This window comes from Streptomyces sp. A01 (genome assembly GCF_059026195.1).
On sequence record NZ_JBWLKN010000013.1, the window covers coordinates 223,206 to 241,780 of the forward strand.

Annotated in this window: 15 protein-coding genes, 1 rRNA gene and 2 pseudogenes; 8 read left to right on the plus strand and 10 right to left on the minus strand. The window is 71.4% G+C overall.

The genetic code is table 11. The annotated features are described in order from the left end of the window. Positions 1–106: 106 nt before the first annotated feature. The 3 genes from AC5P1B_RS19775 to AC5P1B_RS19785 all read left to right on the plus strand — a co-directional run bounded on the left by AC5P1B_RS19775 (position 107) and on the right by AC5P1B_RS19785 (position 1,842). Complete coding sequence (locus AC5P1B_RS19775; RefSeq protein WP_493888618.1) at positions 107–1,075, plus strand: zinc-binding dehydrogenase; 969 nt, start codon at positions 107–109, stop codon at positions 1,073–1,075. Positions 1,076–1,373: 298 nt separating this feature from the next. Next, positions 1,374–1,601 carry an ankyrin repeat domain-containing protein gene (locus AC5P1B_RS19780; RefSeq protein ID WP_493888619.1) on the plus strand — a complete coding sequence of 76 codons (228 nt, stop codon included), beginning with the start codon at positions 1,374–1,376 and terminating at the stop codon, positions 1,599–1,601. Between the two features lie 112 nt (positions 1,602–1,713). Further along, entirely contained in the window at positions 1,714–1,842 is a 129-nt protein-coding gene (locus AC5P1B_RS19785) for a hypothetical protein (RefSeq protein WP_493888620.1), read from the plus strand. A gap of 80 nt (positions 1,843–1,922) precedes the next feature. Here AC5P1B_RS19785 and AC5P1B_RS19790 read toward each other — a convergent pair whose 3' ends face one another. The 3 genes from AC5P1B_RS19790 to AC5P1B_RS19800 all read right to left on the minus strand — a co-directional run bounded on the left by AC5P1B_RS19790 (position 1,923) and on the right by AC5P1B_RS19800 (position 4,805). After that, positions 1,923–2,801, minus strand: a complete 879-nt coding sequence (locus AC5P1B_RS19790) for an NAD kinase (RefSeq protein WP_493888645.1) — start codon at positions 2,799–2,801, stop codon at positions 1,923–1,925. Positions 2,802–3,097: 296 nt separating this feature from the next. Further along, on the minus strand, positions 3,098–4,069 hold the full coding sequence (locus tag AC5P1B_RS19795) for a TlyA family RNA methyltransferase (protein ID WP_493888646.1): 972 nt from the start codon (positions 4,067–4,069) through the stop codon (positions 3,098–3,100). 13 nt (positions 4,070–4,082) lie between these two features. Further along, positions 4,083–4,805 (minus strand): hypothetical protein, encoded by a 723-nt coding sequence (locus tag AC5P1B_RS19800; RefSeq protein WP_493888621.1) that lies wholly within the window; start codon positions 4,803–4,805, stop codon positions 4,083–4,085. Positions 4,806–4,881: 76 nt separating this feature from the next. Between AC5P1B_RS19800 and AC5P1B_RS19805 the strand changes: the two genes are divergently transcribed. Next, positions 4,882–5,229, plus strand: a complete 348-nt coding sequence (locus AC5P1B_RS19805) for a sterol-binding protein (RefSeq protein WP_493888622.1) — start codon at positions 4,882–4,884, stop codon at positions 5,227–5,229. Positions 5,230–5,500: 271 nt separating this feature from the next. Here AC5P1B_RS19805 and AC5P1B_RS19810 read toward each other — a convergent pair. From AC5P1B_RS19810 to AC5P1B_RS19820, 3 genes and pseudogenes are all read right to left on the minus strand, one after another. Continuing rightward, positions 5,501–6,313: pseudogene (locus AC5P1B_RS19810) on the minus strand (ABC transporter ATP-binding protein); the annotation flags it as partial. Positions 6,314–6,556: 243 nt separating this feature from the next. Then, complete coding sequence (locus AC5P1B_RS19815) at positions 6,557–7,627, minus strand: FecCD family ABC transporter permease (protein ID WP_493888647.1); 1,071 nt, start codon at positions 7,625–7,627, stop codon at positions 6,557–6,559. Between the two features lie 131 nt (positions 7,628–7,758). Then, positions 7,759–8,817, minus strand: coding sequence for a FecCD family ABC transporter permease (locus AC5P1B_RS19820; protein WP_493888648.1), 1,059 nt, complete (start codon positions 8,815–8,817; stop codon positions 7,759–7,761). Positions 8,818–8,983: 166 nt separating this feature from the next. On the opposite strand from AC5P1B_RS19820, the gene AC5P1B_RS19825 reads away from it, so the two are divergent. From AC5P1B_RS19825 to AC5P1B_RS19835, 3 genes are all read left to right on the plus strand, one after another. Further along, complete coding sequence (locus AC5P1B_RS19825) at positions 8,984–10,075, plus strand: ABC transporter substrate-binding protein (protein WP_493888623.1); 1,092 nt, start codon at positions 8,984–8,986, stop codon at positions 10,073–10,075. A gap of 95 nt (positions 10,076–10,170) precedes the next feature. Next, complete coding sequence (locus AC5P1B_RS19830) at positions 10,171–11,217, plus strand: ABC transporter substrate-binding protein (protein ID WP_493888624.1); 1,047 nt, start codon at positions 10,171–10,173, stop codon at positions 11,215–11,217. Between the two features lie 346 nt (positions 11,218–11,563). Next, positions 11,564–12,589 (plus strand): siderophore-interacting protein, encoded by a 1,026-nt coding sequence (locus AC5P1B_RS19835; protein WP_493888625.1) that lies wholly within the window; start codon positions 11,564–11,566, stop codon positions 12,587–12,589. A gap of 126 nt (positions 12,590–12,715) precedes the next feature. Here AC5P1B_RS19835 and AC5P1B_RS19840 read toward each other — a convergent pair whose 3' ends face one another. Then, positions 12,716–13,834: an HAD hydrolase-like protein gene (locus AC5P1B_RS19840; protein ID WP_493888626.1), complete on the minus strand. Its 1,119-nt coding sequence runs from the start codon at positions 13,832–13,834 to the stop codon at positions 12,716–12,718. Positions 13,835–13,912: 78 nt separating this feature from the next. On the opposite strand from AC5P1B_RS19840, the gene AC5P1B_RS19845 reads away from it, so the two are divergent. Next, on the plus strand, positions 13,913–15,412 hold the full coding sequence (locus AC5P1B_RS19845; protein ID WP_493888627.1) for a DUF1015 family protein: 1,500 nt from the start codon (positions 13,913–13,915) through the stop codon (positions 15,410–15,412). A gap of 673 nt (positions 15,413–16,085) precedes the next feature. Here the strand turns inward: AC5P1B_RS19845 and AC5P1B_RS19850 are convergent. The 3 genes and pseudogenes from AC5P1B_RS19850 to rrf all read right to left on the minus strand — a co-directional run. Continuing rightward, a pseudogene (locus tag AC5P1B_RS19850) lies at positions 16,086–16,787 on the minus strand (tetratricopeptide repeat protein); the annotation flags it as partial. Then, positions 16,757–18,316, minus strand: a complete 1,560-nt coding sequence (locus tag AC5P1B_RS19855) for a hypothetical protein (protein ID WP_493888649.1) — start codon at positions 18,314–18,316, stop codon at positions 16,757–16,759. The pseudogene AC5P1B_RS19850 and the gene AC5P1B_RS19855, both read right to left, overlap by 31 nt. A gap of 186 nt (positions 18,317–18,502) precedes the next feature. Further along, positions 18,503–18,575, minus strand: a 5S ribosomal RNA gene (gene rrf / locus AC5P1B_RS19860); the annotation flags it as partial.

An 18,575-nucleotide genomic window follows, 5' to 3' on the forward strand; every position in this document is an offset into this window, starting at 1 on the left:
AACGCCTTGACTTCAACCTTTGTTGAAGTTCGAGACTGGGGCCCTGACCGAGCGACCGGTTCATCCGGCCGCGGCCGAGACTGAGATGACGAGGAGTGTGGAGGGCATGCGCGCGATCCGAGTGGCCGAATACGGGGGTCCTGAGGTCCTGGTGCCGGTGGAGGTACCGGACCCGGTGGCCGGAGAAGGGGAGGTCATCGTGCGGGCCGAGGCCATCGACACGATCTACGTCGAGACGCAGATACGCGGTGGCTGGGGGGAGATGTTCGGCATCTCCCCGCCCTACGTGCCGGGCGGCGCCGCCGCCGGAACCGTCACCTCCGTAGGGCCTGACGTCGACCCGTCCTGGATCGGCCGCCGGGTCCTCGCCGGGGCCGGAACGAAGGGCACGTACGCGGAACTCGTCCGCACCGGCACCGACCGGCTGGTGCCGGTCCCCGACGGCGTGGACCTCCGGCAGGCCGCCGCCCTCGCGCACGACGGCGTGACCGGCACCGGCATCATGGACGGCGTCGGCATCAAGCCGGGCGACCGGGTGCTGATCCTGGGAGCCGCAGGCGGCATGGGCACGCTGCTGGTCCAGCTCGCGCACTCGGCCGGAGCACGGGTCGTCGGGGCCGCGCGGGGCGAGCAGAAGCTGGCGCTCGTACGCCGGTTGGGCGCCGACGCCGTCGTCGACTACGCGCAGGACGGATGGACCGAGCGGGTACGGGACGCCTTCGGCGGCCTGCCCGTGGACGTGCTGCTGGACGGCGTCGGCGGCGAACTCGGCTCGGCCGCCTTCGGTTTGGTCGGGGACGGTGGCCGCGTATCGGCCCATGGCGCGTCGAGCGGCGGATTCGCCGAACTGGACGAGGAGGGCGCGCGGGCACGCGGCATCACCGTACGGGGCATCGAACACGTGCAGTTCGAAGCGGCGGACGCGACGCGACTGGCGGCGAAGGCCCTCACGGAGGCAGCAGCCGGACGGCTGCGCCCGGTGATCGCCCGCGAGTTCCCACTCTCCGAAGCGGCCGACGCCCACCGCGCGATAGAGGCCCGCTCGGTGCTGGGAAAGGCGCTGCTCATTCCGTGAGGGGGGCGGCCGCCTGCAGGTCTGAGGCTCTAACGAGCTCACGCACGGGTGGCGGTGACGCCTGCAAGGCCCCGAGTCTGGTCGGTCTTTACTCTCGCTGGTCGATTCAGGGGATGCTCTCCTAGCGAAAGGCAAGCCCGGCGATGCCTGGACGGGGACGCTTATGGACTCACGGCGGGCGGGGGGGCTCGCCACGTCTACAGATGGGCGATGCTGGGCTCGACCCGGATGTGCCGTGAGGAGCGCGCTTCGCGCCGGCATTCGTGGAGGTGAATCACTTCTGCATAGGGAAACCCTGATGAGTGACGTGGACGACGAGTGGACCGTTGTGAGAATCGCTGTCGAACATGAAGACGTGTTCCCGTTGCGCACCCTTCTTGACGCGGGCGGCGATGTGAACGAGGTGCGTTGCGGAATGCCTCTGCTGCACCATGCAATCGACACGGAAGCCGATGGGGCCTTGCAAACAGGCGAGCCACCGCACGTTGACACGACAGCCTCCTTCTGGCCCGCGGCGCGGACCTGAACCTCGAAGACGCCAACGGGCATAACGCCAGGAGCTACGCCGACTCCCGTGGCCACTGGTTGGCCGTAGAACTGATCGATGGGCTCGCCAGAGGAGCGGAGATGCCATCGGCATGACCCGCCGACGCCTGCTGTGGTGGCGGGTCCTACCCACCCCCGACCACCTGCTGACCGACGCCGAAAAACTGACCGCAGCGATCACCACCGTCCTCCAGCAGCGCCGGGAGCGGGGCCGCTCATGATCGGGCACTGGCTGCCTGGTCGCTGAAGTGCGGGGTCTGCGAGCAACCCGTGGAACGCGACCAGGCAGCAGTCCGTGACCTCAGTGCGGGGCGCCGCGCCAGCCCGCTACCGGGAGGGCGAACTTCGCGACCAGGCGGTCCGTGAACGAGGCGTGGTGCAGGCGCGCCAGGCGTACGGGTACCGCGCCGCGCCGCACCTCTACGCGCGCGCCCGCGGGCAGTTCGACGGTGCGGCGGCCGTCACACCACAGCACGCCGTTCGGGGTCTGCGGCTGGACCTCCACGGCGAGCACCGAATCGGGCGCGGTCACCAGGGGTTTGGCGAACAGGGCGTGGGCGCTGATCGGCACCATCAGCAGGGCCTCCACCTCCGGCCAGACCACGGGGCCGCCCGCCGAGAACGCGTACGCCGTGGAACCGGTGGGCGTGGCGCAGACGACTCCGTCGCCGCCGAACCCGGTGACGGGGCGGCCGTCGACCTCCGTGACGACCTCAAGCAGCCGCTCGCGGGCGGCCTTCTCCACCGATGCCTCGTTCAGCGCCCAGTCGGTGTGCACGATGTGGCCGTCGTTGCGTACGAGAACGTCGAGCGTCATCCGCTCCTCGACCTCGTAGTCGCGCGCCACCACCCGGGCCACGACCTTGTCGAGGTCGTCCCGCTCCGCCTCGGCGAGGAAGCCGACCCGGCCGAGGTTGACGCCCAGCATCGGAACCCCCGACGTACGGGCGAACTCGGCCCCTCGCAGCAGCGTTCCATCGCCGCCGAGAACGACCAGAAGTTCGCAGCCGTCCAGCACCCGCGAGGTGGCGTCCACCCGCTCCACCTGCGGTGGCAATGGCAGGTCGGCGGCCTCGGCCGCGAGTACCCGGACGCCGATTCCGCTGCGCAGCAGGCCCTGGACGACGAGTTCGGCGCTGCGGATGGCCGCTGGGCGGCCGGTGTGCGCGAGCAGGAACACGGTGCGCGCCGGGGCGGGCGGCCGGGTGACCGCGCGCCCCGCAGCGGACGTCGACGCGGCCACCACCGCGTCCGCCGCCGCGGTCACCGCCCTGCGGGCCGCTTCCCGCTCAGTTCCCGCCTGGTCGGCTGCGGTCCGGTCGGCCGCGGCCTGGTCCGCACCGGCTGTGGTGACTGCTGTGTCCGCCGTATCGGCTCTCTCCCGCGCCGACCGCGCGCTCCCTGGTGCGCGTACGGGGTCGTCCGCGGGTTCGCGTGTCGGCTCGCGGGTAGGTTCGGCTGCTGCTTCTGAAGTGGTCAACGGGGCCCCTCCGCCACTGCACGATCGACATCCGCCGGGTCCAGCGCAGGCGCCCCGGCGCGAAGCCACAGAAAGTACTCGACATTGCCCGACGGGCCCGGCAGCGGGCTGGCCGTGACGCCCAGCACACCGAACCCGAGGTCCGCGGCGCGAGCGGCGACCGTACGGACCGCTTCCGCTCGCAACTCGGTGCTCCGTACGACGCCGCCGCTGCCGAGGCGTTCCTTGCCGACCTCGAACTGCGGCTTCACCATCAACACCAGGTCGGCCCCGGGCGCGGCGCACCGCACCAGTGCGGGCAGCACCAGCCCGAGCGGGATGAAGGACAGGTCTCCGACGACAAGGTCCACGGGCTTGTCGTCGATCTGCTCCAACGTCAGCTCGCGCACGTTCGTACGGTCCTTCACAATCACCCGGTCGTCGCTCTGCAACGACCAGGCCAACTGCCCGTAGCCCACGTCCACGGCGACGACCTCCGCCGCCCCCGCGCGCAGCAGCACATCGGTGAAGCCACCGGTGGAGGCGCCCGCGTCGAGCGCGCGCCGCCCCGCGACGCGCAGCCCGCGCCCGGTATCACCACCGGCCGGCGGCCCGGACGCGTCCGGTCGGCCCCCCTCGTCCGGGCGGCCCGGCTCATGGGGCTCAGCCGCGACCGCGGAAGCGGAGGCAGCAGCGGCAGCGGCAGCGGCAGCGGCACTGTGCTCCATACGCTCGCGGTACTCGTCGCTGAACGCGAGCAGCGCGCCCGCCAGCTTGTGCCCGCCGCGCGACACGTAGTCGGGGTCGCTGCCGTCCTGGCTGACGACCACCGCGGCGCTGGTCTCCACCTGGGTGGCGGGCTTTGTCGCGGTCGCTCCGCTGACGGTCACCCGGCCGGCGGCAATCAACTGGCTGGCGTGCTCGCGCGAGCGGGCCAGCTTACGGCGCACCAGCTCAGCGTCGAGTCGGATGCGGCGTGGGCGGCTCACAGCCACGTGTGGTTCAGCTCCTGTGGTCGTACGAGGACGGAGCCGGTACGGGGCGGCCCGGCCCAGGGCGCTGGTCAAGTGCGTCGAGCACATCACGCAGGCCCCGGTGTACATCCTCGTACACCTCCAGGTGCCCGTCGACGGGCAGGTGGTCGAGGTCACCAAGCCGGTTCAGTCCGGCGTCCACCTCGGCGTTCCCCGTCGGCGTACGCACGACGCCGAGTGGCGCGGTCTCCTCGCGTCGCCCGTCGCCCTGTGGTTCAGCGTCAGGCCGCGCACCGCCCAGCCGCGCCTCCCCCGGCCGCGACCCGTCGGCGGGGGCTGCCGCCGGCTCTTCCCTGGTCTGCTGCGGCAACGGCCGTTCCGCTTCGGTGTCCGCTCCACCGGCCGGTCCCGCGTCGTGTGCGCGCCGCTGCGCGAACACCGATCCGCTCTCGGGCCCACGCTCGGGGGCAGTCACCAGGCCGTTCGCCAGGTCGGTCGCCCCGCCGTCCGCGATGACGTCCTCCGGCCCGCTCTCCGGCGTGCGATGCGGGCGCGGGACGTGCCCGGCCTCCGGCGGGCACGCCGCGGAGTCCTCGCGCGGCGGCGCGTGCTCGTCCGCGCTTTCCCGCTCCGTACTCCCGCTCTCCCGCTCCCTACTCCCGCTTTCCCGCTCCGTTACGGGCTCCCGCTCCGGTTCCACTGCGAGCGCGCGCACAGGTTCCGGGTGCGCGCCGGACATCGGCTCTTCCATGGCTCCGACGCTACCGTGAACAGCACCTTCTCCGGGTTCTTGCACCTCCGGGCAGCTGGGGTACGGTCGGCTCACGATGGCGACAATCGACGAGTGCCGACAGGCACTCGACCGGCTGGCGGGCAACCTCGCGGGAGCGCATGGGAACGTCCGCAGCGCCGCCGCGCTCGACCGCTCGCTGAGCTGCCGCATCACCGACCTCGACGTGACCTTCGTCGGGCGCCTGGCCGATGGGCGGCTGCGGGACGTGACCGTGGCGCCCGGCCCGCCGCCCGAGCGCGCCGCGATCCGGCTGACGATGACCGGTAACGACCTGGTCGCGCTGGTCGACGGCCGACTTCACTTCGCGCGCGCCTGGGGCAGCGGCCGGGTCAAGCTTGAGGCTGGCCTGCGCGACCTGCTGCGGCTCCGGACTCTGCTGTAGAGCGTGCTGTGGGACCGGCTGTGGCATCGGCTGTGAGACCTGCTGTAGCGTCCTCCGGCGCGGCGCCCTCCGCCGCGGCGGCTCCCCGCTCAGCGCCTCCCGACGCGGGCGCCTGGGACACGGCAGCTCCCGCTACGGGAACGAGCCCTTCAGCCACGGCCGACACGGGCACGGCCGACACGGGCACGGCCGCCGCAGGCGCCGTCGTTTCCGGCGCGGCCGCGCCGAGCTCCGTCGCTCCAGGCACCGACCGCATGCCGCCGTTCGCATGGCGCGGCCGCCGAACGGCGGGGATGACCAGCGGAGTGCCGCTCTCCGGGTCCTCGATCACCTGGCAGCGCAGCCCGAAGACCCGTTCCACCAGCTTCGCCGTCACGACCTCGCCCGGCGCGCCCTCGGCGACGATCTCGCCGTCCCGCATCGCGATGAGGTGCGTGGCGTAGCGCGCCGCGTGGTTGAGGTCGTGCAGCACGGCGACGAGCGTGCGGCCTTGCTCCTCGTGCAGCTCGGCGCACAAGTCGAGGACGTCGATCTGGTGCTGGATGTCGAGGTACGTGGTCGGCTCGTCGAGCAGCAGCAGCGGCGTCTGCTGGGCGATGGCCATGGCGATCCACACGCGCTGGCGCTGCCCGCCCGAGAGCTCATCGACATAGCGCTCAGCCAATTCGGCGACGCCGGTCGCCGCCATCGACTCCGCCACGATCCGCTCATCCGTCTCCGACCACTGCCGCAGCAGCCCTTGATGCGGATACCGGCCCCGTGCCACGAGGTCGGCGACCGTGATTCCGTCCGGTGCTATCGAGGTCTGCGGCAGCAGCCCCAGCGTGCGGGCGACCTTCTTCGCGGGCAGCGAGCCGATGGCCTGGCCGTCGAGCAGCACCGAGCCCGCGGCCGGTTTGAGCATCCGGGCCAGGGCGCGCAGCAGCGTGGACTTGCCGCAGGCGTTCGGGCCGACGACCACGGTGAAGGAGTGGTCGGGGATCGATACGGACAGATTCTCGGCGACGGTGCGCCGGTCGTAGGCGAGGGTGAGGTCCTGGCCGGTGAGCCGCTGCTGGCCGGAGGGTGCGGAGGTGGGAGCCACGGTCCGTTCGATGTCCTTGTCCTTGTCGGTGCCCAGGTCGCTGCCGAGATCACTGCCGGGGTCGGCGTCGAGGTCGAAGTCGAGATCGATGCCAGGGGTGCTGTTCGCTTTGAGCCGCCGCCGTGTCAGGCCCGTAGGACCGTCCGTCCGCAGGGCTGCGCGTAGGGCTGCCTGTGGGGCTGGAGCCGGGGCCGGGGCCCGGGCTGGAGCGGCGCGCCGCACTCGTCCCCGTACGCCGCAGCGTCATATCCGCCCTGCCTTACGCTCGGTCACCAGCAGCCACAGCAGATACACGCCACCGAGCACGCTCGTGAGCACGCCGACCGGCAGTTGGTCGGCGCCGAAGACGCGTTGCGAGGCCCAGTCCGCGGTCACCAGCATCGCCGCTCCCATGAGCGCGGCGGGCAGCAGGTTGGGGCCGGGGGCACGGGTCAGCCGGCGGGCCAGTTGCGGCGCGGTCAGCGCGACGAAGGCGACAGGCCCGGCAGCGGCCGTGGCCGCCGCGGTGAGCAATACGGCCACGAGCACCAGCAGCAGCCGGGTGCGCTCGACGCGTACGCCGAGGGCGTGGGCGCTGTCGTCACCCATCTCCAGGATGCGCAGGGCCCGGGCGTTCGCGAACACCAGCGGTACGAGCGCGGCGCACAGCCACAGCAGCGGCCAGACCTGAGCCCAGTCGCGGCCGTTGAGCGAGCCGGTCAGCCAGACGACCGCCCGCGCGACGTCGACGAGTTCGGCCTTGGTGAGCAGATAGCCGTTGACGGCGTTGAGCATGGCTGACGCGCCGATGCCCACGAGCACCAGCCGGTATCCCTGAATGCCCTGACGCCAGGCCAGCAGATACACGGCCAGGCCACTGAGCAGGCCACCGGCGATCGACCCGGCGGCCACGGCGAAGCTGCTGCCCTGGAACAGGACGATGACCGTGAGCGCGCCCGACGCCGAGCCGTACCCGAAGCCGATGACGTCCGGGCTGCCCAGCGGGTTACGGGAAACGCTCTGGAAGATGGCACCGGCGAGGCCCAGCGCCGCGCCCACGAGCAGTCCGACCAGGACACGGGGCAGTCGCAGTTCGTTGACGACGAAGTCCTGCGCGACGGTGCCCCCGCCGAACAAGGCGCGGACGACGTCAGCGAAGTCGATCGGATAGTCCCCGGTACCGATGAGGACCACGCTCATGGCGAGTGCCACCACGGTCAGCATCAGCCCGACGAGCACGCCCCGGGTGTCCACGCGCACCGACAAGCCGCCCCGGGTGCGCAGCGTCACTCCACGCGTGCGCACCTTCGCCGCGCGCGGCGACGCGGGAGACAGCCGAGAAGCCGAGGACAGCCGAGACCCCGGGGACGCCGGAGCGCCTCCAGAGCCAACGTTCACGTTCACGTTCGCGCTGGCGCCAGCGTCGGTGCCGACCTCGCCGTTGGCCTTGGCGTTGACCTTGGCGTTCACAGCTGAGCCATCCTTCGGCGGCGTACAAGGTAGATGAAGACCGGGCCGCCGATGAGGGCGGTGACGACGCCGACCTGAAGCTCGCCGGGCCGTGCGACAACGCGTCCGACGATGTCGGCGCCGAGCAGCAGGACGGGCGAGAGCACCGCCGCGTACGGCAGCGTCCAGCGCATGTCGGGTCCGGTGATCGCGCGTACCAGGTGGGGCACCATCAGGCCGATGAAGATGATGGGCCCGCAGGCGGCCGTCGCCGCGCCGCAGAGCAGGGTGATGGCCGCCATCGCGAGCACCCGGGTGCGGGTCAGCCGCGCGCCGAGGGCCCGCGCCGTGTCGTCGCCGAGCGCGATGGCGTTGAGCGAGCGCCCCAGTGCGAGGGCGAGCAGCGCGCCGAGGCCCAGGAACGGTGCCACCTGCTTGACCACTGACGTGTCCGCTGAGGCGAGCGAACCGACCGTCCAGAAGCGCATCTTGTCGAGCGCCGCCGTGTCCAGCAGTTGCACGGCGTTCACGTAGCCGTACAGCGCAGCGGTCGCCGCCGTGCCCGCCAGCGCGAGCCGTACGGGTGTCGCGCCGCGGCTGCCGCCGAGGGAGTAGACGACCACGGAAACGAGGGCGGCGCCCAGAAACGCGAACCATACGTAGCCGGTGAGCGAGGTGATACCGAAGAAGCTGATGGCCGAGACGACGGCTGCGGACGCGCCCGCGTTCACGCCGAGGACGCCGGGTTCCGCGAGCGGGTTGCGGGTGAGCGCCTGCATCACCGCGCCGGCGAGCCCGAGACCGGCGCCCACGAGTACTCCGAGCAGTGTGCGCGGCAGGCGCACGTCGCGGATGACGACATCGGTGTCGGTGCCGTCATAGTGCGCGACGCCGTGCCAGACCTGGTCGAGCGGGATCTGTTTGGCGCCGATCGCGATGCTCGCGGCCATGACGAGCAGCAGCACGCCGAGGGCGGCGACGAGCCCGGCAGCGCGGGTCGCATGGCGTCGCCGTGGTGGCGCGGGGGCCGCCACCTCCGTCGGCGCCGCGGCCTTCGCGGGACTGACCACGGTCACGCGGAACTCCACCTCTGAGGACATCAGGGCGACGGGGACTGCCGCCCAACATTAGGTTAGGTTAACCTAACCCTCGTTTGGCGTCCCCGGTCGGCTCCCGGCCCCCGTCCCACCCCTGATCCCGCCTCATTCGAGCCCAAAAGAGCCCTTGAGAGCAAGGCGTCCCATGAACAGCCCTCGCATCCCGTCCCCTTCCCGACGCGGCGTCCTCGCAGCCGGAGCCACCCTCGGCGCCGGCGCGCTGCTCACCGCGTGCGGCGACGGCGACGGCGACGGCTCCGACGGCGGATCGCCCTCCGGCCGGAACACCGGCCCGGGCACCGGCGGGGACACCGGCTCCGGGGTCAACTCCAAGGGCGCGTCGGGGTCCTGGGCCTTCAAGGACGACCGCGGAAAAACCGCCAAAGCCGACAACACGCCACAGCGCGTCGTCGGCTACGTCAGCTCGGCTGCCGCCCTGCACGACTTCGGCATCGAGTGCGTCGGCGTCTTCGGCCCCACCAAGCAGAAGAACGGCAAGCCCGACGTCCAGGCGGGCGACCTCGACGTGGACAGGCTCACCATCCTCGGCAACGCCTGGGGCGAGTTCAACGTCGAGAAGTACGTGGCGCTCCGCCCGGACCTTCTCGTCAGCAACATGAACGTGTCACCGACCCTCTGGTACATACCGGATGACAGCCGGGAGAAAATCCTCTCCCTCGCCGACAGCGTCGGCATCCTCACCGGCAAGACCTCGCTGCTCACCGCCATCGAGCGGTACGCCGCCCTCGCCGAATCCCTCGGCGCCGACCTCAAGGCCAAGCAGGTCACCGACGCCAAGGCCCGCTTCGAGAACGCGTCCGACACCCTGCGCAAGGCCGCCAAGAGCAACCGCGGCCTGAGGCTTCTGGCCATCTCCGCGCAGCCGGACACCCTGTACGTCGGAAATCCCCACGACTTCACCGACCTGCGCTACTACCAGCAACTCGGCGTCACCTTCACCTCGCCGGAAAAGACTGACAAGGGCGGTTTCTTCCACTCTGTCAGCTGGGAGAAGGCGGACGCGTACGAGGCGGACCTGATCCTTGTCGACAAACGCACCGGCAACCTCCAGCCCGCCGAACTAAACGACTCCAAACCCACCTGGCGCAGCCTCCCAGCCGTCAAGGCCGGACAGGTCATCCCCTGGTCCAACGAACCGCAGTACAGCTACTCCGGCTACGCCCCGCTGATCGAGGAACTCGCGAAGTCCCTCCAGGACGCGAGAAAACTCAGCTGACCGACAGGCCACGCCAGCCCCACGGCCCCCTGTCCGCCCACACACAAGCAACCGACCAACCAAGCAAGCAAGCAAGCAACAAAAGGAACCACCCGATGATCGCCTCCCGTCCCACTCCGTCGATGTCCCGCCGTGGCCTGCTCGCGCTTGGCGGCGCCGTCGGCGTCGGCGCCCTGCTCACCGCCTGCGGAAAGGACGACTCCGCGAAGTCAGGCTCGAAGTCGGGTTCGGGCTCGGGCACCAAGTCAGGGCCGTGGAGCTTCAAGGACGACCGGGGCGTCACCGCGAAAGCCGACAAGACGCCAAAGAACATCGTCGCCTTCATCGGGTCCGCGGCGGCCCTGCATGACTTCGGCATCGACTGCGTCGGCGTCTTCGGCCCCACGAAGCAGAAGAACGGCGAGCCCGATGTCCAGGCGGGCGACGTCGATGTCGACAAGGTGACCGTCGTCGGCGACACCTGGGGCGAGTTCAACATCGAGAAGTACGCCACTCTCGCCCCTGACCTGCTCGTCACCAACATGTTCGCCAAGGGCGACCTCTGGTACGTCCCGCAGGAGAGCAAGAAGAAGATCCTCGACCTCTCCCCCAACGTCGCCGGGATCACCGTCGCCCGCACCTCCCTGACGTCCGTCATCAGGCGGTACGCCGACCTCGCCGAGTCCCTCGGCGCCGACCTCAAGGCCAAGCAGGTCACCGACGCCAAGGCCCGCTTCGAGAAGGCGTCCGAAACTCTGCGCAAGGCCGCCAAGAGCAAGCGCGGCCTGAAGGTCATGGCCGCCTCCGCCAGCGCCGGTCTGCTGTACGTCTCCGACCCCGCGGCCTACCCGGACCTGACGTACTTCAAGGAGCTCGGCGTCGAGGTCATCACCCCGAAGAAGGTCAGCGGCGAGGGCTTCTTCGAGAACCTCAGCTGGGAGAACGCCGACACCTACGACGCTGACCTCATCCTCCTCGACAACCGCAGCACGGCCCTCCAGCCCAAGGACCTCAAGTCGAAGCCCACCTGGGCGCGGCTTCCCGCCGTGAAGGCCGGGCAGGTCGTCCCGTGGGCGAGCGAGCCGCATTTCTCGTACGCGGGCTGCGCCCCGATCGTCGAAGCCCTCGCCAAGGCCGTCGAGGACGCCAAGAAGCTCGGCTGACCCATACCTGGGCGCTCTGCGACCGGCATCAGGCCCGAAACGCGGGCGCCCAGGCATGAGTCCCCGGCACATCCCCGGCACGGGGTGGGGTTCACCGGCCGGTCGCGGCCCTCGCCGATACCGCGGACACCGCGCGCACCGCCCCGAGGGCCGCCCGGCGAACCCACCGCACGCACCACCCACAAGAACCGCCCGTACCCACCCGCTGGCAACGATCCGCAGGCATCACCAGAGCCACATCACCGGCGAAACCGCATGAGACGGACAACCGGACGAGACGCACGACCGGACCAGGCGGACAACCGGACCAGGCGGATGAGACGGGCGAACGGATGAGAGGACACGCATGACGACCGCGCCGTACCAGTTCTTCGAGCTGCACGTCGTACGCGCCGAACGGCTGGGCCCCACGATCGTTCGCGTCACCTTCGGCGGCGATCAGTTGACGCCCTTCGTCAACGGCGGTCGTGACCAGCGTTTCAAACTCTTCCTGCCCCACCCCGGGCAGCGGTCGCCCGTCGTCCCGGTCGAGTCGGGTTACGACTGGTACCCCGACTGGCGGGCGATGGACCCTGCCGTACGGGGCGTGATGCGCTCGTACACGGTGCGCGACTACCGCCGCGACCCGGACGAACTCGACGTCGACTTCGCCCTGCACGGCGACAGCGGCCCGGCCTCCCGCTGGGCGCAGGCCGCCGTTCCCGGCGACCGCGTCACCGTCCTCGGGCCTGCCATCGAGGACAACGGGGGCGTGGACTTCCAGCCTCCGGGGCTCGGCGGCGTACCGCTGCCGAAGAAGCCCGACGGAACGTTCCGCCCCGCGACCGACTGGGTCCTGATCACCGGCGACGAGACGGCGCTGCCCGCCGTCGCCGGCATCCTCGCCTGGCTGCCGCCCGGCACTCCGGCCAAGGTCTGGATCGACGTTCCGCACCCGGATGACCGCCAGCGGCTGCCGACCAAGGCGGACGCGGACATCACCTGGCTGTTCCGCGACACCCCCGCCCCCGACGGCGCCACCGCCGGTCCGTACGCAACTCCCAGCAACAGCACCACTTCCAGCACGGGGACCACTCCCAGCGCCGGCGCCACTCCCAGCAGGGACGCGGCGGCCGAGCGGGTCCACGGCCAGCGGGTCCTTGACGCGGTACGCGCCGCCGAACTGCCCACAGAGGGCACGCCGTACGCCTGGATCGCCGGTGAGTCCGGCACCATCCGCGCGCTGCGACGGCATCTCGTCGGTGAGCGCGGTTTCGACCGCAAGGCGGTCAAGTTCACCGGCTACTGGCGGCTCGGGGCCACCGAGGACGAGCTGATCGAGCAGGAGGCGGCGGAAGCGGCCGAGGAGACCGAACAGGACAAGGACGCCTGATCTGCCACCGGCTCCGCTGCCCCACCAGCAGGGCCGCCACCGAAGCCGCCCCGGGCCCCCGCGCCCGGGGCGGCTTCGGCTTCTCCCCGCCGTGTCACCTCACCGCCGTGTCACCTCACCGCCGTCTCACCAACCCAGCTTCGCCAGGGCCTTCTCCGCGTCGATCTCGTCCGCTCCCCGGTCCGCAGCGCTCAGCCCCCGGCGGTCGCCATTCGCCCGCCGCGCGCCACCCGGAGTGCCTGACTGGGAACCGCCAGAGGGACGGCCCGCCTCCGACGCCGTCCAGGTGGCCGCGCACAGCGCGCGCAGCCCGTCCAGCTGCTCCCCCGAGCCGTCCAGCTCCGCTTCCCGCCCCCGCACCCGCGCCGTCCAGCCTCCGCACTCGAACCCTTCGCCGTCCGCGCGCACCTCCGGCTGCGTGGTCAGCATCCCGCGCAGATCGGCCGCGACATACGTCGGACGGTGCTCGGGCGCCGCCGTGAGCAACTGCACCGCCGTCGTCACACCGGTCAGAACGAGCAGCGAGTCGACGCCGCCCACATACGCCCCCTCGATGTCCGTGTCGAGCCGGTCACCGACCACCAGCGGCCGCTTCGCCCCGGTCCGCAAAATCGTCTCCCGGTGCATCGGCGGCTGCGGCTTCCCCGCGACCTGCGGAGCGCCCCCAGCGACGAACCGCACGACCTCAACGGCCGCCCCGTTGCCCGGCGCGATGCCGCGCCCACTGGGAATCGTCAGGTCCGTGTTGGAGGCGAACCACGGCACCCCACGCGCCACCGCGTACCCGGCCTCCGCCAGCCGGTCCCACGTCTGCTTCGGCCCCCCGTACCCCTGCACCACGGCAGCCGGGTCGTCATCCGCGGAGTCCACCGGCTCCAGCCCGCGCTCCCGCAGAGCCACCCACAGGCCCTCGCCGCCGATGGCCAACACCCTGGCCCCGGGCGGCACTTGTTCAGCGATCAACCGGGCAACCGCCTGCGCGGAGGTGATCACATCACTGGGATCGGCGGGCACACCGAGACTCGTCAAATGTTCTGCCACTGTCTGCGGCGTCCGCAGCGCGTTGTTGGTGACGTAGGCGAGATGCATCCCTGCCGTACGCGCCGTACTCAGCGAATCGACGGCGTACTCGATGGCCTCGCCACCCGCGTACACCACCCCGTCGAGGTCCAGCAGGGCGGTGTCATACGCCTCGTGCAATGGCGTCGTACTGCGATCGGGCCGGGTCCGGACGCTCTCGCTCATGGGGTCGTCGCTCCTCGCAGATTCGTACGGTCGTCCCCCGATCATCGCTCATCTGGGCGCGGGACATAACATTCCCCAATGAGCACTCCAGGACCTGTCGGGCAAGGTCTTCAGCTCGTCCCCTTCCGAGGGCTGCGGTATGCCCCGGAGCGGGTCAGCAGCCTCGCCGCCGTCACCTCACCCCCGTACGACGTCGTTGTACGGCCGGACGGCCTGCGCCATCTGGAGACGGCCGACCCGTACAACATCGTCCGCCTGATCCTTCCGCAGACCGCCAGCCCCACAGCCCGCCACCAGCAGGCCGCTGAGACACTGCACCGCTGGCAGGCGGAGGGAGTGCTGGCTCCCGACCCGGAGCCCGCCTTCTACGTCTACGAACAGCGCGACGGTGCCCTTCTGCAACGCGGCCTCATCGGCGCGCTGCGGCTGAGCCCGCCGGAGGACGGCATCGTCCTCCCCCATGAGAACGTCGTCCCGCACGTCGTCGAGGACCGCGCCGCGCTGATGCGCGCCACCGCCGCCAACCTCGAACCCCTGCTGCTCTCGTACCACGGAGGCGGCAACGGCCTCGGTAGCAGGTCCGGCTCCGGGACGGCGCGCGGCATCGTGGCCGCGAGCGACAGCGCCCACGGGCACGCCGGCGCCGCCAACCGCCCCCAGGCTGAAGCGACCAGCCCGCCACCCACCGCGAGCACCCCGAGCATTCCAACCGCCGCGGCGGACACGGCTGGTACGACAGCCGCGCCCGCGGGCGCCGCGACGGGTGCCGGCGCGGTGATCGAGCGCACCGTCCAGCGCCCTCCGGTGATCGATACGGTCACCGAGGACGGCGTCGCCCACCGCCTTTGGCGCGTGACCGATCCCGACGAGCTCGCCGAGATCAGCACGGACCTCTCCCACCACCAGGCACTCATCGCCGACGGCCACCACCGCTGGGCGACCTATCTGCGACTGCGCTCAGAACAACAGGGCCCGAGCCCCTGGGACTTCGGCCTGGTGCTGCTCGTCGACAGCGCCCGCTACCCGCTGCGGGTCCGCGCCATCCACCGGCTGCTGCGGCAACTGCCGATCGAGGAGGCTGTCGCGGCGGCCGAAGGCGCCTTCCGCGTACGGCGGATCGACGGACCGCTGCCGAACGCTCTGGACGCGCTGGCAGAAGCCAAGGGCACACCGGGCGCGACGGGGGCGCCGGGCGCCCCCAACAACGCGTTCCTACTCGCCGGCGCCGGGCACTTCTACCTCATCGACCATCCCGACCCCGCCCTGCTCGATCAGGCCATCCCGCACGACCAGCCGGAAGCCTGGCGGACCCTGGACGCCACGGTGCTGCACTCGCTGCTCATCGAGCGCGCCTGGCGCGTTCCCGAAACGCCCGAGCACATCGGCTACATCCACGACACCGACGCAGCCGTCGAGCAGACGGCCCGGCACGGCGGCACGGCGGTCCTGATGTGCCCCGTGAACGAGCACGTCGTACGAGAACTGGCCCGGCAAGGCGTCTCCATGCCGCACAAGTCGACTTCGTTCGGCCCCAAGCCCGCGACCGGCCTGGTACTCCGCAGCCTCGAACTCGGCTGATCCGCCACTGGCGGCTGAGAGCAGGCCACAGGCTGTCCGCCGCGAACAGCCGCGACCCGGAAAGTCCCCGCGCGGGGAGCGGCCGGAGGCACCAAAAGGAAACGGGGCGGAACCCCATGGCTGGGATTCCGCCCCGTACCCGTATCAGCTCGCCGTCAGACAACGACGCCGCTCCATGGCTCCCGGGCGTCCGCCTGCCTGGCTGTTCAGCCAGGCAGCCGCAGACCGCCCGGGAGCCGACCGATCAGCTGCCGTCCGCTTCGCGCGGAGCGCTCTCGTCCGGGCCACGCTCGCCCGAGTCGCCGCCGTCCGCCGCGACCTCGTCGTCAGATTCGGCCACGTCGGCGCCCGCGACCTTGTCGTCGGCCTCGTCGTCCGCCCGGGCACGGTCATCCGCGAGAATGTCGGCCGCGAGAATGTCGTCAACGGGGATGCCGTCAGTGGCAGCGCCCTCCACAACGCCCTCGCCGACAACGTCCTCCTTCGACGCGGCCTCCGCGTCCAGGTCCACATCCGGGACCAGGTCCGCATCCTCAGCCTCGGCCTCGTCTTCGCCGATCACGTCACCATCGGTCACGTAGTCGTCGCTGACAAGCTCGTCGGCCACGCGGTCGCCGATCTCGTCGGTGACGACCTCGGCCCCGCCGCTCACGGGCTCGGCCGCGACAGCCGGGTCCACGTCCTCCGGCTGCATCGCGTCGACGAACTCCACCCCGTCCAGCTCCGCGAGCCGGTCCGAGGCATCCGTCGTGCCACCCTGGTCCGCCTCCAGCGCCTTGCCGAACCATTCACGCGCCGCGTCCTCGCGCCCGATGGCAAGCAGCGCGTCGGCGTACGCGTAACGCAGTCGAGCGGTCCACGGGTGGACGGCCGTAGAAGCCAGCTCTGAACTCTGCAGCGTCACCACGGCGGCGTCCGGCTGGCCCATGTCCTGCCGGGCACCGGCGGCGACGAGTCGCATCTCCACCTGTCCGGCCCGGTCCAGCCGCTGAACCTCCGGCCCACCGGCCATGGCGAGCGCCCGCTCGGGCCGTCCCATGCCGCGCTCGCAGTCGGCCATCACCGGCCACAGGTCGACGGAGCCCGTCATACGCCGCGCGGCACGGAACTCGGCCAGCGCCTCGGAGTACTTGGCGATCGCGTACGCGGCGAAGCCCGCCGCCTCACGTACGGCAGCCACACGCGAGGCCAGCCGCAGCGCGATCCGCGAATACTCGTACGCCTGCTCCGGGTCCTCGTCGAGCAGATTGGCCACCATGACGAGGTTCTTCGCGACATCCTCGGCGAGCGTCTTCGGGAGGCTCAGCAGTTCCTGCCGCACGTCCTTGTCGATCTCGTCACCGGTCACGTCCTCAGGGATCGGCAGCCGACGAATGGGCTCACGCTCACGCTCGTCCCGACGCCCGGCGTACCCGCCGCCCGCACGGTCATCACGACGGCCAGCCCCGCCACCAGACCGGTCATCGCGACGGCCGTAGCCACCACCGCTGGGCCGATCGTCACGACGGCCGGCACCGCCACCCGCACGATCGTCCCGACGACCGTGGCCACCGCCGCCAGGGCGCTGGCTCCGGTCATCACGCCGCTCGTAGCCGCCACCAGAGCGATCATCACGCCGCTCGAAGCCACCGCCGCTGGGCCGGTCATCGCGACGCGGTGCGCCGGAACCACCACCGCTAGGCCGGTCGTCACGACGCGGTGCGCCGTAGCCGCCACCGCTGGGCCGGTCGTCACGACGCTGGGCGCCATAGCCACCGCCGCTGGGCCGGTCATCACGACGCGGTGCGCCGGAACCACCACCGCTGGGCCGGTCGTCACGACGCTGGGCGCCATAGCCGCCACCGCTGGGCCGATCATCACGACGCGGGCCACGGGCCTGGTCGTCACGGCGCGGGCCACGGTCGTCGCCGCGGGCACCGCGGTCGTCGCTGCGGGGGCCACGGGGGCGGTCGTCGCGACCACCACGCCCGGCGTCACGGTCCCGGTCGTCACGACGGAACGACGGCCGGTCGTCACGACGCTCGAAGCCACCACCGGAACGGCCAGCAGGCCGTCCCTCAGGCCGCCCACCCGAGCGGACATCGGACTGGCCGCCGGACCGGCCACCGGTCTGGCTGCCACGGTCCCGATCGTCAGGGCGCTTGAACCCACCGGGCCGACCGCCCCGGTCGTCCTCACGACGCGGACCACGCGGCCGGTCATCACGGTCGCCGCGGAAGCCACCACGGGAGTCGTCACGGCGCGGGGCACCACGCTCGTCATCGCGGCGCGGGGCACCACGGCCCTCGTCACGGCGGAACCCACCGCGAGAGTCGTCACGGCGCGGGGCGCCACGGTCATCGTCGCGACGCGGACCACGCGGCCTGTCATCACGCGGAGGTCCGGAAGGACGGTCATTACGGCGGTCATCGCGCCGGTCATCGCGACGCGGTGCGCCGGAACCACCACCGCTGGGCCGGTCATCGCGCCGTTGGGCACCGTAGCCGCCACCGCTCGGCCGGTCGTCACGACGCGCTGCGCCATAGCCGCCACCGCTGGGCCGGTCATCGCGCCGCTGGGCGGCGTAACCACCGCCGCTCGGCCGGTCATCACGACGCGGGCCACGGGCCTGGTCGTCACGGCGCGGGCCGCGGTCGTCGCTGCGGGGGCCGCGGGGCCGGTCGTCACGACGCTCGAAGCCACCACCGGAACGGCCAGCAGGCCGTCCCTCAGGCCGCCCACCAGAACGCGCACCGGACTGACCGCCAGGCTGGCCACCAGTCTGGCCACCACGGTTACGGTCGTCAGGGCGCTTGAACCCACCGGGCCGACCGCCCCGGTCATCGTCACGACGCGGACCACGCTGCCGGTCATCACGTCGTGGGCCAGAGCTGCGGGAGTCCCGCCGGTCACCGCTCCGGTCACCGCCGTCTTGTCGGCGCGGTTCGCGATCCGACCGATCGTCGGGAGAGTTGGTAGACATCGACGTGACTCCTGTCTTCGGGTGCGCATATTCATTCTCGCGCACCCGGGTATTCGGCGCGCTTCGGAAAAACAAAAAGAGCCCTAGGCCCCAGCATGAACGCTGGGGCCTAGGGCCCTCTAAAGATTGTTCGGCGGCGTCCTACTCTCCCACAGGGTCCCCCCTGCAGTACCATCGGCGCTGAAAGGCTTAGCTTCCGGG